Source organism: Streptomyces sp. NPDC005808 (assembly GCF_042871385.1).
In the GTDB taxonomy this organism is placed as follows: domain Bacteria; phylum Actinomycetota; class Actinomycetes; order Streptomycetales; family Streptomycetaceae; genus Streptomyces.
In genome coordinates, this window is record NZ_JBIAIK010000002.1 from 143770 (window position 1) to 158739 (window position 14970).

General features: G+C 70.7%; 13 protein-coding genes and 1 pseudogene. 12 read left to right on the forward strand and 2 right to left on the reverse strand.

Features of this window, described 5'->3' with window-relative positions:
- The first annotated feature begins 130 nt into the window (after positions 1–130).
- The 3 genes and pseudogenes from ACFYPC_RS04195 to ACFYPC_RS04205 all read left to right on the forward strand — a co-directional run bounded on the left by ACFYPC_RS04195 (position 131) and on the right by ACFYPC_RS04205 (position 1556).
- Positions 131–757 carry a dihydrofolate reductase family protein gene (locus ACFYPC_RS04195; RefSeq protein ID WP_388670453.1) on the forward strand — a complete coding sequence of 209 codons (627 nt, stop codon included), beginning with the start codon at positions 131–133 and terminating at the stop codon, positions 755–757.
- A gap of 185 nt (positions 758–942) precedes the next feature.
- Positions 943–1077, forward strand: a pseudogene (locus ACFYPC_RS04200) (EamA family transporter); the annotation flags it as partial.
- Between the two features lie 86 nt (positions 1078–1163).
- Positions 1164–1556 (forward strand): ribonuclease domain-containing protein, encoded by a 393-nt coding sequence (locus ACFYPC_RS04205; protein ID WP_388670456.1) that lies wholly within the window; start codon positions 1164–1166, stop codon positions 1554–1556.
- A gap of 38 nt (positions 1557–1594) precedes the next feature.
- Here the strand turns inward: ACFYPC_RS04205 and ACFYPC_RS04210 are convergent, their stop codons facing one another.
- Positions 1595–1801, reverse strand: coding sequence for a hypothetical protein (locus tag ACFYPC_RS04210; protein ID WP_388670458.1), 207 nt, complete (start codon positions 1799–1801; stop codon positions 1595–1597).
- Between the two features lie 232 nt (positions 1802–2033).
- Between ACFYPC_RS04210 and ACFYPC_RS04215 the strand changes: the two genes are divergently transcribed.
- Together ACFYPC_RS04215 and ACFYPC_RS04220 are read left to right on the forward strand one after the other, a co-directional pair.
- The gene (locus ACFYPC_RS04215; protein WP_388671978.1) at positions 2034–3299 is read left to right on the forward strand and encodes a sensor histidine kinase; all 1266 of its coding nucleotides are present in this window, start codon (positions 2034–2036) and stop codon (positions 3297–3299) included.
- A 370-nt stretch (positions 3300–3669) separates the two neighbouring features.
- On the forward strand, positions 3670–4341 hold the full coding sequence (locus ACFYPC_RS04220) for a response regulator (protein WP_388670461.1): 672 nt from the start codon (positions 3670–3672) through the stop codon (positions 4339–4341).
- Positions 4342–4639: 298 nt separating this feature from the next.
- Here ACFYPC_RS04220 and ACFYPC_RS04225 read toward each other — a convergent pair whose 3' ends face one another.
- Positions 4640–5650 (reverse strand): Gfo/Idh/MocA family oxidoreductase, encoded by a 1011-nt coding sequence (locus tag ACFYPC_RS04225; RefSeq protein ID WP_388670464.1) that lies wholly within the window; start codon positions 5648–5650, stop codon positions 4640–4642.
- Between the two features lie 129 nt (positions 5651–5779).
- Between ACFYPC_RS04225 and ACFYPC_RS04230 the strand changes: the two genes are divergently transcribed.
- From ACFYPC_RS04230 to ACFYPC_RS04260, 7 genes are all read left to right on the forward strand, one after another.
- A complete protein-coding gene (locus tag ACFYPC_RS04230; RefSeq protein WP_388671981.1) occupies positions 5780–6517 on the forward strand; it encodes a GntR family transcriptional regulator in 738 nt (245 codons plus the stop codon).
- Positions 6518–6759: 242 nt separating this feature from the next.
- Positions 6760–7764 (forward strand): sugar ABC transporter substrate-binding protein, encoded by a 1005-nt coding sequence (locus ACFYPC_RS04235; protein WP_388670467.1) that lies wholly within the window; start codon positions 6760–6762, stop codon positions 7762–7764.
- A complete protein-coding gene (locus ACFYPC_RS04240; protein WP_388670470.1) occupies positions 7761–8816 on the forward strand; it encodes an ABC transporter permease in 1056 nt (351 codons plus the stop codon). Before ACFYPC_RS04235 ends, ACFYPC_RS04240 begins: the two co-directional genes overlap by 4 nt.
- 92 nt (positions 8817–8908) lie before the next feature.
- Positions 8909–9730: an ATP-binding cassette domain-containing protein gene (locus tag ACFYPC_RS04245; protein WP_388670473.1), complete on the forward strand. Its 822-nt coding sequence runs from the start codon at positions 8909–8911 to the stop codon at positions 9728–9730.
- Positions 9731–9866: 136 nt separating this feature from the next.
- Complete coding sequence (locus ACFYPC_RS04250; RefSeq protein WP_388670476.1) at positions 9867–11012, forward strand: ROK family glucokinase; 1146 nt, start codon at positions 9867–9869, stop codon at positions 11010–11012.
- Positions 11009–11590, forward strand: a complete 582-nt coding sequence (locus ACFYPC_RS04255) for a sugar kinase (protein WP_388670479.1) — start codon at positions 11009–11011, stop codon at positions 11588–11590. Before ACFYPC_RS04250 ends, ACFYPC_RS04255 begins: the two co-directional genes overlap by 4 nt.
- A 104-nt stretch (positions 11591–11694) precedes the next feature.
- The gene (locus ACFYPC_RS04260) at positions 11695–14598 is read left to right on the forward strand and encodes a DEAD/DEAH box helicase (RefSeq protein WP_388670482.1); all 2904 of its coding nucleotides are present in this window, start codon (positions 11695–11697) and stop codon (positions 14596–14598) included.
- Positions 14599–14970: the final 372 nt, after the last annotated feature.

The window sequence follows — 14970 nt, forward strand, 5'->3', positions numbered from 1 at the left end:
GCCCGACGGGCGGACTGTTCTCGACGAACGCCGGATGAAGCGATGAGTTGCGATGAAGCGATGAGTTGCGGGTGCCGGTGGGGTCTGAACTGATGACAACAGACCCCATCCGAAAGAGAAGGCACCCGTCATGGGCAAGCTCGTGTCCCAGATCTTCGTCAGCCTCGACGGCGTCTACCAGGCACCCGGCGGTCCCCAGGAGGACCCCAGGGACGGCTTCGAGCAGGGCGGCTGGACCGTTCCGTACAGCGACGAGGACTTCGGCCGGTTCGTCACCGAGGTCTTCGGCGGCGTCGACGCGTTCCTCCTCGGCCGCCGTACGTACGAAATCTTCGCCGGGTACTGGCCGAAGGTGACCGACCCGGCCGACCCCGTCTCCTCGAAGCTCAACGCCCTGCCGAAGTACGTCGTCTCCTCGACCCTGACCGAACCCGAGTGGGCCGGCTCGACCGTGATCGGCGGAGACCTCGCCAAGGAGGTCACCGCCCTCAAGGAGCGCACCGAAGGCGAGATCCAGGTGCACGGCAGCGGCGCCCTCCTGCAGTCCCTGCTGTCCCTCGATCTCGTCGACACCGTCCACCTGCTGACCTTCCCGGTCGTGCTGGGCGCGGGCCGCCGCCTCTTTAGGGAGGGCTCCCTGCCGACCGCCTTCCGGCACACCGGCGGACTGATCACCTCGAAGGGCGTCTCCATCCAGTCGTACGACCTCGCGGGCCGCCCGGAATACGGCTCCTACGAGCTCCCGGAAAACGCCTAGCTGTAGATCAGCCGCACCGGCACGGTGATCGCTCCACGGGAGCCGCCGACGTGTCCGACCTCGACGGAGACCGGGAGAGCCGCCCCGCCCCCACGATCCTCACGCCGCTCGCCGAGGCGGCTGTGACCCGAGTCCGCCCGCCGCGGGCCTTCCTCGCCGCGGCCGGGATCTCGTTGCTCGGCGTCGTACTCGGTACGGAGCCGTTGTGGGCCGCCGCCGCGGGGATCGCCCTCGGCGGCGAACGGCTCGGCGCGCTGGGCCTGGCGGGGGGTGTCCTGGTGCTTGGGGGGATCGAGTGGGGGCGCCGAGCGGCAGGTTAACTCCCGGAAAATTCATCGGACTTGGTGGGAGAAAACATGGGACTTGTCATTGACATGCCATGGTCTACGCGCGTCATCCTAGGTCCATGAGATTCCCCCCACGCACCACTCGCGCGGGCGCCCTCGTCGCCCTCATGTCCGCCCTGCTCATCGGCGGCACCGCCGCCGTACCGGCCAACGCGGCGGCGACCGCCGTGGGCAGCGTCTGCTACAGCGCGCTGCCGTCGCAGGCGTACACGACGCTCCGTCTGATCGACTCGGGAGGGCCCTTCCCGTACTCGCAGGACGGAATCGTCTTCCAGAACCGGGAAGGCATACTGCCCGCCCAGTCCACCGGCTACTACCACGAATACACGGTCGTCACGCCCGGCGACTCGACGCGTGGCGCCCGGCGCATCGTCACCGGCAACAAGACCAACGAGGACTACTACACCGCGGACCACTACGTCACCTTCAGGCTGATCAACTACGGCTGCTGAACCGAGGGTGATCCGGCCGTCGTGAGTCCGGTCCGTGTTCAGCCGGGCTTCCGGCTCTCGGCCGCGGCGAACAGCGCGAACGACAGTACGAGCAGGGCTACGCTCACATAGATCTCGTAGCCGTCGAAAACACCGAGCCGCTGCACGAGGCCCCACCCCCGCGGCCAGCCGGTGATCGAGTGCAACAGGCCCAGAGCGCCCTGGACCAGGGCGAGAAAGCCGACAATCTCCAGAAACTGCTTCATGAAGAAGATCCTCGCCCCGCGGACCTCCCAGTTCATCGGCCGCGGGGCGAGGCATGCCCGACCTAAGTGCAGACCGCGGAGTGCGGGTCCGGACCAAAGTCTGAAGAGGTACGACTTTGGTCGGTGATGCCGGCTGCGGGGAGGTGATGGCGGGCGTGGCTGCGTAGATTTGTCGACCGTGAGTGGTGACAATCCGGCGCGTGCGCCACGAGACCTTGCCGTGTCGGGGGACCTGGTCCTCGGGGCGGCCTCCAACGCGGTGTCGGCCGGTGCGCAGGCCTTGCCGGGGCGGCGGTGGCTGCTTCCGTCGGCCGTCGCCACGGAGTTCGATCAGGTGCGCGTCGACCGCAAGGGGCGTCCGCGACGTACCGCGCGCGACTGGGTCGTGGACTTCACCTGCTTTCTGATCGCCGTCGGCGTCGGCCTGCTGGGCGCGGACGCGGTGTCCGGCGACCCGAGCGTTCCGCACGCCCTGGCGGTCGTCGACCAGTGGCTCGGTGCCTTTGCCTGTGCCGCCGTATGGCTCCGCCGGCGCTGGCCGGTCGGCTTCGCCGTGGCGATGATCCCGGTCTGCTTCATCTCGAACACCGCCGGGGGCGCGGGGCTGGTCGCCCTCTTCACGGTCGCCGTGCACCGGCCCTTCAGGTACGGGGCCTGGATCGGCGGCATCTCCTCCGCGCTGAGCTTCGTCTTCTTCTGGCTGCGTCCCGACCCCGACCTGCCGTACGGCTGGATCGTCGCCCTCAGCGTGCTGCTCAACGTCGCCGTGGTCGGCTGGGGCATGTTCGTACGGTCCAAGCGGCAGCTCATGCTGAGTCTGCGGGACCGGGCGCGGCGGGCCGAGACGGAGGCGGCGTTGCGGGCGGAGCAGGCGCAGCGGCTCGCACGTGAGGACATCGCGCGTGAGATGCACGATGTGCTCGCGCACCGGCTCACGTTGCTGAGCGTGCACGCCGGCGCGCTGGAGTTCCGGCCGGACGCGCCCCGCGAGGAGGTGGCGCGGGCGGCCGGCGTGATCCGGGAAAGTGCGCACGAGGCCCTGCAGGACCTGCGGGAGATCATCGGGGTGCTGCGGGCGGGGGACTCGGAGGAGGCGGGGCGGCCGCAGCCCACGCTTGCCGCGCTCGACGGGCTGGTCTCGGAGTCCCGCTCGGCGGGTATGAAGGTCGTCCTCGACGGCCGCGTCGCCGATTCGGCCGGCGTGCCCGCGTCCGTGGGTCGCACCGCGTACCGGATCGCTCAGGAGGGCCTGACGAACGCCCGCAAGCACGCGCCGGGGGCGGAGGTGACGGTGTCCGTCTCGGGCGGTCCCGGGGACGGTCTCACCGTGGTCGTCCACAATCCGGCGCCGCCCGGGGAGGTTCCGCACGTTCCCGGGTCCGGGCAGGGGCTGATCGGGCTGACCGAGCGGGCGACGCTCGCGGGTGGGCGGCTGTCGCACGGAGCTGTGGGGGGTGGGGGGTTCGAGGTGCGGGCCTGGTTGCCGTGGGGTGGCTGAGTCCGGGTCCGGGTGCGTGCCGGCCGGTGCGTGTGCCTGCCGGCGCGGGGTGCCGGTGAGTGGGTGGGTCGGGGGCGTGCCGGTACGTCCCGCCCGTCGCCGCCGGATCAGGCGTCGGGCAAGGGTGTGGGGGGCCGGTGACGCGGGCGTACGCGACGGGCATCTGGACGTACTGGCACGCCCCCTTCCGCCGTCGTTCGGCTGCGGGTGACGGCGGCAACGCCTTCGAACCCCGGCCGGCGTTCGTTCGGAGCGATGGCTTGCGCAGGTTCGGAGCGATGGCGGGGTTCTGGGGGCACCCCCAAGTACGGGGCAGACGTGGCGAGGAGACTGGGCGTCACATCCCGCGGCGCGTCACTACGGTAGGGCCATGACTGCGATCCGACTGCTGCTCGTCGACGACGACCCTCTGGTGAGAGCCGGACTGTCCTTCATGATGGGCGGCGCCGACGACATCGAGATCGTCGGTGAGGCCGCCGACGGGAGCGAGGTGGCGGCGCTGGTCGACCGCACCCACCCGGACGTCGTCCTCATGGACATCCGGATGCCGAACGTCGACGGACTGACCGCCACCGAGGAGTTGCGCGCACGCAAGGACGCCCCCCAGGTGGTCGTTCTCACCACCTTCCACGCCGACGACCAGGTACTGCGGGCGCTGCGCGCAGGCGCGGCCGGGTTCGTTCTCAAGGACACGCCGCCGACGGAGATCCTCGCGGCGGTACGACGTGTCGCGGCGGGCGATCCCGTGCTCTCGCCCACCGTCACCCGCCAGTTGATGGCCCACGCCGCCGGATCCGCTCTCGACACCCGCCGGTCCGGCGCCCGCACGAGGATCGCCGCGCTGAACGACCGCGAGCGCGAGGTCGCCGTGGCTGTCGGACAGGGCAGGGCGAACGCCGAGATCGCCGCCGAACTCTTCATGAGCGTGGCCACCGTCAAGACGCATGTCTCGCGCATCCTCGCCAAGCTCGACCTCAACAACCGTGTGCAGATCGCCCTGTTGACGTACGACGCCGGACTGCTCGAAGAGGACGGGCGCTGACGGGCACAAGTCAGGCCCTGGTCCGGCGGCTTGGGCGTCTTGGGGGGAGCCCGCGTCGCTCTCCGCTCCCTGCTGGACCGTTGCCCGGACCTCGCCCTCGACGGGCCGCCCGGCGACAGGCTGCCCGGGATGCCGATGCGGGCCACACTCATGCGGGGCGTGCGCAGTCCGCCGTGCGGTGGTGAGCAGCTCGCGGTGGTGCTGAGCCGGAGAGCCGGGTCGGACGTGACGAGCGAGGGCGCCCGGCCCCAAAGCCGAGCGCCCGCCTACCAGTTCCGTACGCCCAAAGGGGTCGCGGTCAGTCCCGTCCGCCGGGAATCTCCGCCAGTCGGACCATGCGCCGCTCGTGTCGAGACAGTTCGCACGCCTCTGCGACGCGCAGGGCGTGCAGGGCCTCGCGGCCGTCGCACGGATTGGTCCGTTCGCCGCGGACGAGGTCGACGAAGGCGGCGAGCTCGGCCTCGTAGGCGGGGCCGAAGCGGTCCAGGAAACCCATCCACGGCTTGTCGGCGGCCGGTGGCCCGGCAGGCTCCGTGGAGGCGATCGGCGTACGGTCGTCGAGGCCGACGGCGATCTGGTCCAGCTCGCCGGCGAGCTCCATGCGGACGTCGTAGCCCGCGCCGTTCAGACGGGTCGCCGTCGCCGTGGCGAGTGTGCCGTCGTCGAGGGTGAGGACGGCGGCGGCGGTGTCGACGTCGTGCGCCTCGCGGAACATCGTGGGCCCGGCGTCCGACCCGGTGGCGTACACCTCGACGACCTCCCGGCCCGTGACCCAGCGCAGCATGTCGAAGTCGTGGACCAGGCAGTCCCGGTAGAGGCCGCCGGAGAGCGGGAGATAGCCGGCTGGGGGCGGCGACTGGTCGGACGTCATCGCCCGGATCGTGTGCAGCCGCCCGAGCCGTCCGGAGCGCACCGCCTCGCGTGCGGCCGTGTAGCCCGCGTCGAAGCGGCGCTGGAAGCCCAGCTGGAGCACGGTTCCGGCCGCGTCGACCTCGGCGAGCGCGGCCAGTGTGCCGGGCAGGTCGAGGGCGATGGGCTTCTCGCAGAAGACCGGGAGTCCGGAACGTGCCGCGCGGCCGATCAGTTCGGCGTGGGCGGAGGTCGCCGCGGTGATGACCACGGCGTCCACGCCCCAGGTGAAGATCTCGTCCACACCCGGTGCTGCCGTGGCCTCCAGGCGGTCCGCGAGCTCCTGAGCCCGTACGGTGTCCGCGTCCGTGACGATGAGGGAGCCGACCTCGCGGTGGCGGCTCAGAGTGGTGGCGTGGAATGTCCCGATACGACCCGCTCCGATGAGTCCGATGCGCATGGCTACAAAGTGAGGGCGGACCCGGCACCCTGTCAATGGTTTGTCCGGACAATCGAACTTCACAACTTCCCGTCAACATCTCCCGGAGCTACGCTCGGGGCCGTGCCCAAACCAGATGTGGACCCGACCGTGTCGCTCCAGCTCAGCGTCGACCGCAGCAGCCCGGTCCCGCTCTACTTCCAGCTGTCCCAGCAACTGGAGGCCGCGATCGAGCACGGATCGCTGACCCCGGGCAGCCTCCTGGGCAATGAGATCGAGCTCGCCGGACGGCTCGGGCTTTCCCGACCCACCGTCCGCCAGGCCATCCAGTCCCTCGTCGACAAGGGCCTGCTCGTGCGGCGCCGGGGCGTCGGCACCCAGGTCGTGCACAGCCAGGTCAAGCGCCCGCTGGAACTCAGCAGCCTGTACGACGACCTGGAGGCGGCCGGGCAGCGTCCCGCGACCCGGGTGCTCGTCAACACCATGGAGCCGGCGTCCGCCGAGGTCGCGGCCGCCCTGTCGGTGGCCGAGGGCAGCGACGTACACCGTGTCGAGCGGCTGCGGCTCGCCCACGGAGAGCCGATGGCGTACCTCTGCAACCATCTGCCACCCGGGCTGCTGAAGTTCGACTCCGACCAGTTGGAGGCCACGGGCCTGTACCGGCTGATGCGCGCCACGGGCATCACGCTGCACAGCGCCCGCCAGTCCATCGGTGCCCGCGCGGCCACCGCGGAGGAGGGCGAGCGGCTCGGCGAGCCCGCCGGTGCACCCCTGCTCACCATGCAGCGCACCACTTTCGACGACACCGGCCGCACGGTCGAGTTCGGGTCCCACACCTACCGGGCCTCGCGCTACTCCTTCGAGTTCCAGCTCCTCGTACGGCCCTGACGCGCGGCAGCTGCGCTGACAGTTCCTGCCTGTCCTGCCTGAAGATCGTCACTGAGAAGGGCGTACCGCAGCGGCAGAAGTACGCCGTGCGCCGGACCCGCCGGTGGGACGCATGATCCCCGTGACTGATACTTGGGCGTTTGGGCCGGTGAGGTGCCGGCCCCCGGGATCCATGGGACGGCCCTCCGGGCAGTCCGCAGGGCCCGGCGCACCAAGCGGCACGGCAAGAAGGGCACGGCCTCGTGGCACGGACTCGGACCTGGGTAAGCATCGCGCTCGCAGGGGCGCTGGGGGTGTCCCTCGCGGGATGCAGCGCCACCGGCGGTAAGCGGGCCGAGGACGCCCGGCAGGCGGCGGCCGCCCAGGGCAAGGCAGCGGTGAACACTCCTGAGTGGACCTTCGCGATGATCACCCACTCGGGCGACGGCGACACCTTCTGGGACATCGTCCAGAGCGGAGCCGAGCAGGCCGCTGTCAAGGACAACATCAACTTCCTGTACTCGCACGACGACGAGGCACAGCAGCAGGCGCAGCTCGTGGACGCCGCGGTCGACAAGAAGGTCGACGGCATCATCGTCACGCTCGCCAAGCCCGACGCCATGAAGGCGGCGGTCGCCCGCGCCGAGAAGGCCGGCATCCCCGTGATCACCGTGAACTCGGGATCCGAGGAGTCCAAGGCGTTCGGCGCGCTCACGCACATCGGTCAGGACGAGACGATCGCCGGTGAGGCGGTGGGCGACGAACTGAACAAGCGGGGCAGGAAGAAGGCCCTGTGCATCCTGCACGAGCAGGGCAACGTCGGCCACGAGCAGCGCTGCGCGGGCATCAAGAAGACCTTCGACGGCACCGTGGAGAACCTCTACGTCACGGGCACGAGCATGCCCGACGTGCAGTCCTCCATCGGCGCCAAGCTCCAGGCCGACAGTTCCATCGACACGGTCGTCACGCTGGGCGCTCCTTACGCGGACACCGCGGTGAAGGCCAAGGCGGACGCCGGCAGCAAGGCCGAGATCGACACCTTCGACCTGAACGCGAAGGTGGCGGCGGAGCTCAAGGACGGCACGCTCGGCTTCGCCGTCGATCAGCAGCCCTACCTTCAGGGGTACGAGGCCGTCGACCTGCTCTGGCTGTACAAGTACAACGCCGATGTCCTCGGCGGAGGCGAGCCGGTTCTGACCGGACCGCAGATCATCACCAAGGACATGGCCGCCGCTCTGCAGGAGTACGCCGAGCGGGGGACCCGGTGACCGCCACAGCGCCCGCGCCCGCGCCTCGGGCCAAGTCCGACGAGCGCCTCCTCAAGACCTCGCCGCTGCGCAAGCTCCTGGGCCGGCCGGAACTCGGCTCGGTGGTCGGCGCGGTCGCGGTCTTCCTCTTCTTCGCGATCTTCGCGGACAGCTTCGTGCGGGCGGCCAGCCTCAGTACGGTCCTGTACGCCTCCTCGACCATCGGCATCATGGCCGTACCGGTCGCACTGCTCATGATCGGCGGCGAGTTCGACCTGTCCGCGGGCGTCATGGTGACGTCCTCCGCGCTGATCTCCTCGATGTTCAGCTACCAGATGACCGCCAACGTCTGGGTCGGCGTCCTCGTCTCGCTGGTCGTCACGCTGGCGATCGGCGTCTTCAACGGCGTCATGCTGACCCGCACCGACCCGCCCAGCTTCATCATCACGCTCGGCACCTTCCTGATGCTGACCGGTATGAACCTCGGCTTCACCAAGCTGATCAGCGGCACGGTCTCGACCAAGTCGATCTCCGACATGCAGGGCTTCTCCTCCGCCCAGGACGTCTTCGCCTCGACGCTCACCATCGGCGGCGTCGACTTCAAGATCACCATCCTGTGGTGGCTGGGCCTGATCGTCATCGCCACCTGGATCCTGCTGCGCACCCGCATCGGCAACTGGATCTTCGCCGTCGGCGGTGGCGAGGAAGCGGCCCGCGCGGTCGGCGTGCCGGTCGACAAGACGAAAATCGGCCTCTACATGGGCGTCGCCTTCGGCGCCTGGATCTCCGGGCAACACCTGTTGTTCTCGTTCGACGTCGTGCAGTCCGGTGAGGGTGTCGGCAACGAGCTGACGTACATCATCGCGGCCGTCATCGGCGGCTGTCTGATCACCGGCGGCTACGGCTCCGCGGTCGGTGCGGCGGTCGGTGCGCTGATCTTCGGCATGGTCAGCAAGGGCATCGTGTTCGCCGAGTGGAACCCGGACTGGTTCAAGTTCTTCCTGGGAGTGATGTTGCTCCTGGCGACCCTGCTCAATCACTGGGTCCGCAAGCGCGCGGAGGCGACGAAATGACGACGGACGCGAACGCGGAGGCGACGAAATGACGACGGACGCGAACGCGGAGGCGACGAAATGACGACGGACGCGAACGCGGAGGCGACGAAATGACGACAGACACGAAGATGACGAAGGACGCGGCCGCCCCGGAACGTGCGGCACTCGTCGAGCTCGACGACGTCAGTAAGTACTACGGCAACATCCGCGCCCTCGAAGGCGTCTCACTGGAGGTCCACGCGGGCGAGATCACCTGTGTGCTCGGCGACAACGGCGCGGGCAAGTCGACCCTCATCAAGATCATCGCGGGTCTGCACCAGCACGACGCGGGAACCCTGCGCATCGAGGGCGAGGAGACCCGACTGTCGTCCCCGCGCGATGCCCTGGACCGCGGCATCGCCACGGTCTACCAGGACCTCGCCGTCGTCCCGCTGATGCCGGTCTGGCGGAACTTCTTCCTCGGCTCCGAGCCGTCCAAGGGCGTCACGCCCTTCAAGCGCATGGACATCGACCTCATGCGCAGGACCACCCATGCGGAACTCCTGCGCATGGGCATCGACCTGCGTGACGTCGACCAGCCCATCGGCACCCTCTCCGGCGGCGAGCGCCAGTGCGTGGCGATCGCCCGCGCCGTCCACTTCGGCGCCAAGGTTCTCGTTCTCGACGAGCCCACCGCCGCCCTCGGCGTCAAGCAGTCCGGTGTGGTCCTCAAATATGTGGCCGCAGCACGGGATGCCGGTCTGGGCGTTGTCCTGATCACCCACAACCCGCACCACGCCTACCTCGTGGGCGACCGCTTCGTACTGTTGAAGCGGGGCACGATGTCCGGCAGCCACCTGCGCAACGAGATCACGCTCGATGAGCTGACCCGCCAGATGGCGGGCGGGAGCGAACTGGACGACCTGCGGCACGAGCTGGAACGGGCCACTTGAGAGGCGCGTGGCTCTGACACATCCGGCCCCCGCCGCGGGGCGCGGCCCGGTCTGCGCCCGGGATGTACGGATCGGCCGAGGCGCCCCCGGTCTCCCACCGTGCAGGCCAGCGCGTGCGTAGGGCAGAATCGGCGCGATGAGCACCTACCGCGACCTCGCACACCGCGGCTCCGCGCGGGCCACCGTCCTGCGGACCGTGGGAACGCGCGAGCGCCGTTCCCACCTGACGGCCCCTCGCGTCCCCACCGTCGGCATCGACATCGGCGGCACGAAGGTGATGGCGGGTGTCGTCGACGCCGACGGCAACATCCTGGAGAAGCTCCGCGCCGAGACGCCGGACAAGTCCAAGAGCCCCAGGGTCGTCGAGGACACCATCGTCGAACTGGTCCTGGACCTCTCCGACCGGCACGACGTGCACGCGGTCGGTATCGGCGCGGCCGGCTGGGTCGACGCCGACCGCAACCGCATCCTGTTCGCCCCGCACCTGTCGTGGCGCAACGAGCCCCTCCGGGACCGCATCTCCAGCCGCCTCGCCGTCCCCGTCCTGGTCGACAACGACGCCAACGCCGCCGCCTGGGCCGAGTGGCGCTTCGGCGCGGGCCGCGGCGAGGACCACCTGGTCATGATCACGCTGGGCACCGGCATCGGCGGCTCGATCCTGGAGGACGGCCAGGTCAAGCGCGGCAAGTTCGGCGTGGCGGGCGAGTTCGGCCATATGCAGGTCGTGCCCGGCGGTCACCGCTGCCCGTGCGGCAACCGCGGCTGCTGGGAGCAGTACAGCTCCGGCAACGCGCTGGTACGCGAGGCCCGCGAACTCGCCGCCGCCGACTCCCCGGTGGCGTACGGGCTCATCGAGCGGGTCAAGGGCAGCATCCCCGACATCACCGGGCCGCTGATCACCGAGCTGGCCCGCGAGGGCGACGCCATGTGCATCGAGCTGCTCCAGGACATCGGACAGTGGCTGGGCGTCGGCATCGCCAACCTCGCGGCGGCCCTGGACCCCTCCTGCTTCGTGATCGGCGGCGGCGTCAGCGCGGCCGACGACCTGCTGATCGTGCCCGCGCGGGACGCGTTCCGCAGGCATCTCACCGGCCGCGGCTACCGTCCCGAGGCGCGCATCGCCCGCGCCCAGCTCGGCCCCGAGGCAGGCATGGTCGGCGCCGCCGACCTCGCCAGGCTCGTCGCCCGCCGCTTCCGCCGAGCCAACCGCCGCCGGGTGGAGCGCTACGAGCGGTACGAGCGTTTCGTGGAGTCCCGCCGTACGTCCCAGGAGTCGCTGTGACGGCCTCGCTGCCGCGTCAGGCGTCGCCGCCGGACGAGCCCGAACGGCCGCCCGAGAACCCGCGCCACAAGTTCCGCCGCCGCGCTCTCACCCTGCTGATCATCGGTCTGCTCATCGGCGTCCCGGCCGGCTATCTGGTGATCTCCGCCAACCAGAGCCGCGACGCCGGCAAGCAGAAGGAGGAGAAGTACTCGGCGACCGGCCTCACCGTGGGCTGGCCGTCGCGCGTCCAGCGCCGCGTCTACCAGGTCACCATTCCGGGGTTCTCGACCGACGTCGCCTACTACGAGACCAACAACTGGAAGACCAGTCGCCTGTACGTCCAGTTCGGCACCGACAGCGCGGGCCTGGACAGGTTCCTGGGCTACGTCGGCACCAGCCGCGCCGCTCTGAAGCAGGACGACTTCACGATCAGCGCCCGCGACCAGCAGGTCGTCGGCTGGGAGTTCACCGGCCCCGGTCCGTGGTGGGGCCTCGTCCACAAGCAGAAGGACCCGGCACCGACCCAGGACATCGTCGTGAACCTGGCCAACCCCGAGCACCCCATGGTGTACGTGGTCTCGCGCACCACTCCCTGAGCGCGCGGCCGGCCGACAGCGCTGCCGTCGAGGCTGATTGTCAGAGCCCGCCCGTACAGTCGAAGACAACTGATCGGACTGACGGGCGGGAGGTGACCGGGCGTATGGGGGACAGGATGGATGCGGTGGCCGAGAAGGCGGTCCCGGTGCGCCTCGCCGCGGTATTCCTGCCCGCGCCGCTGCCGCGCGAGGGGCGGGTCGCCTTCTGGGATCCGGACGCCGAGCCCCTGCCGTCCGACGCGGGCGAACATGAGGACGAGGACAAGGACGCGCGGGAGCTGCCGTCCGGCGAGAGCGTCGAGCGAGGACCGTCCGGGAAGCCGACGGAGCCGACGGAGCTGACGGTGGTACGGCGGCATGGTGCCGGAATCCGCAGAGGCACCGTCCCGGCTGTGTGCCTGCCGATCGACGAGGCACTGCCGCTGCTGGCCGGGGCGCGCCGCGACCCCGCCGCGCATCCCGCCACGGCCTGCTGGGGCGCGGCCGCGCTGCACGCGCTGCGACTCGTCGCGCGCGGGAGGCTGCTGCCGGGCCTGACAGCGGAAGGCTTCGACGCCTGGCGGGCGGGCCCGCTGGACCCGGACGACATCGCACACCTGAGGGCCGTCGCCGCGGCCCTGCCGTACGAAGGACACGCCGTCCCCCTCCCCGGGAAGGGCCCGCTCCGGCTGCCGGAACCGGAAGCGCTGATGCGGTCCTTCCTGGACGCGGTCGCCGACACACTGCCGCGCACCCCGGCAGCTCGGTACACCTCCGGCAAACCCTTCGCCGCGGTCGCGCCGCAGCGGCTGCCCGGCGCCCACGACTGGGCCGCGGAGGTCGCCGCGGGCATGGACGCGGGTGTGCGGATCTCGCTCCGCCTGGACCTGTCGGCGTACCAGCTCTTCGACGACGGTGAGGGAGCGCGCCGCGCGGGTGCGGCCGTCGTGCAGGTGCACAGCCTCGCCGATCCCACCCTCGTCGTCGACGCTGCGGCATTGTGGGCGGGCGAGGCCGACGCGACGTTCGGTCCGCGCGCGCGTGTGGACGCCGCCCTGGCCGTCCGTCGCGCGGCCCGTGTCTGGCCGCCTCTGGACCGGTTGTCCGAGCAGGATGTGCCGGACGTACTCGCGCTCTCCGAGGAGGAGTTGTCCGACCTGCTCGGCATCGCGGCGAACCGGCTCGGCGCGGCCGGAGTCGCCGTGCACTGGCCCCGGGACCTTGCCCACGATCTGAGCGCGGCGGCGGTGGTGCGCCCGGCGCCGGGATCGGCCACGGACGGCACCGGGTTCTTCGAGAGCGAGGAACTGCTCCAGTTCCGCTGGCAGTTGGCGCTCGGCGGTGACCCGCTCACCGAGGCGGAGATGGACACCCTGGCCGAGGCCCACCGTCCGGTCGTACGGCTGCGTGACCAGTGGGTGCTCGTCGATCCGGCCCTCGTCCGCAAGGCCCGCAAACGCGAACTGGGCCTGCTCGACCCGGTCGACGCCCTCTCCGTCGCGCTCACTGGGAGTGCCGAGGTGGACGGCGAGACGGTCGAGGCGGTGCCGGTCGGCGCACTGGCCGCGCTGCGCGACCGGCTGACGGCGGGCGTCACTCCTGTCGAGCCACCACCCGGTCTCCAGGCCAAGCTCCGGGACTACCAACTCCGGGGTCTCGCCTGGCTGGACCTCATGACGTCCCTCGGCCTCGGCGGCTGCCTCGCCGACGACATGGGGCTGGGCAAGACCGTCACCCTCATCGCGCTGCACCTGCGCCGGGCCCGCCCCGAGCCGACCCTGGTCGTCTGCCCCGCTTCGCTGCTGGGCAACTGGCAGCGGGAGATCACCCGGTTCGCGCCCGGCGTCCCCGTCCGCCGCTTCCACGGACCCGACCGCACCCTGCAGGACCTCGACGGCGGATTCGTCCTCACCACCTACGGCACCATGCGGTCGGCCGCGGCACACCTCTCCCAGCAGAGCTGGGGCATGGTCGTCGCGGACGAGGCCCAGCACGTCAAGAACCCCTACTCGGCGACGGCGAAGGCGCTCCGGACGATCCCGGCCCCCGCGCGCGTGGCGCTGACCGGCACGCCCGTGGAGAACAACCTCTCCGAACTCTGGGCCCTGCTCGACTGGACCACCCCCGGTCTGCTCGGCCCCCTCAAGTCCTTCCGTGCCCGGCACGCGCGCGCCGTGGAGAACGGCGAGGACGAGGAAGCGGTGACACGCCTGGCCCGGCTGATCCGCCCCTTCCTGCTCCGCCGCAAGAAGTCGGACCCCGGCATCGTCCCCGAGCTTCCGCCGAAGACGGAGACGGATCATCCGGTCCCGCTGACCCGCGAACAGGCCTCTCTCTACGAGGCGGTGGTCCGCGAGTCGCTGCTCGCCATCGAGATCGCCGACGGCATCGCGCGCCGGGGCCTGGTCCTGAAACTCCTCACCTCCCTCAAGCAGATCTGCAACCACCCGGCGCTGTATCTGAAGGAGGACGCCCGGGCAGCCGCCCATGGACCCTCCGCCCGGTCCGGCAAACTCGCCCTGCTCGACGAGCTGTTGGACACGCTGCTCGCCGAGGACGGCTCGGCACTGGTCTTCACGCAGTACGTCGGCATGGCGCGTCTCATCACCGAACATCTCGCCGCCCGCGCGGTCCCGGTGGAGCTCCTCCACGGCGGAACCGCGATCCCTGAGCGTGAGCACATGGTGGACCGTTTCCAGAGCGGTTCGACCCCGGTCCTGGTGCTCTCCCTGAAGGCCGCCGGCACCGGCCTGAATCTGACCAGGGCGGGCCATGTCGTCCACTTCGACCGCTGGTGGAACCCGGCCGTCGAGGAACAGGCCACCGACCGTGCCTACCGCATCGGCCAGACCCAGCCCGTCCAGGTGCACCGCCTCATCACCGAAGGCACGGTGGAGGACCGCATCGCCGAGATGCTCGAAGCGAAGCGGGCCCTCGCGGACGCGATCCTAGGATCCGGCGAGGCGTCCCTCACCGAGCTGACCGACCGCGAGCTGTCGGACCTGGTCTCCCTCCGGCGGTCCGGGTGAACGGCGGCGTGGAGGAACCCCCTGGAGTGGCCGAGGGTTCGGGCACCGACCAGTCACGCCCTGCGCCAGGGACGCGCCCCGCTGACGCGGCCCGCCGGGCGCTGCGGGCGGCGAGGGAGCGCGAGGTCCGGGCGGACAAGGCGGCTGACGACTCGGACCAGGCCGACCGGTCCGACCAGTCCGACCAGTCCGACCGGTCCGACCAGTCCGAACGGTCCGAACGGTCGGACCAGCCGGACCAGTCCGATCAGTCGGCTGAGCGGGTCGCGGCCGGTGCGCCTCCCAAGAGGGCGTCCTCCCGAGGGGCACGACCGGGCGACGCGGCGCGCGAGGCGCTGCGGCGGGCGGTGGCGGGGAGGTCCGCCGCCGGTA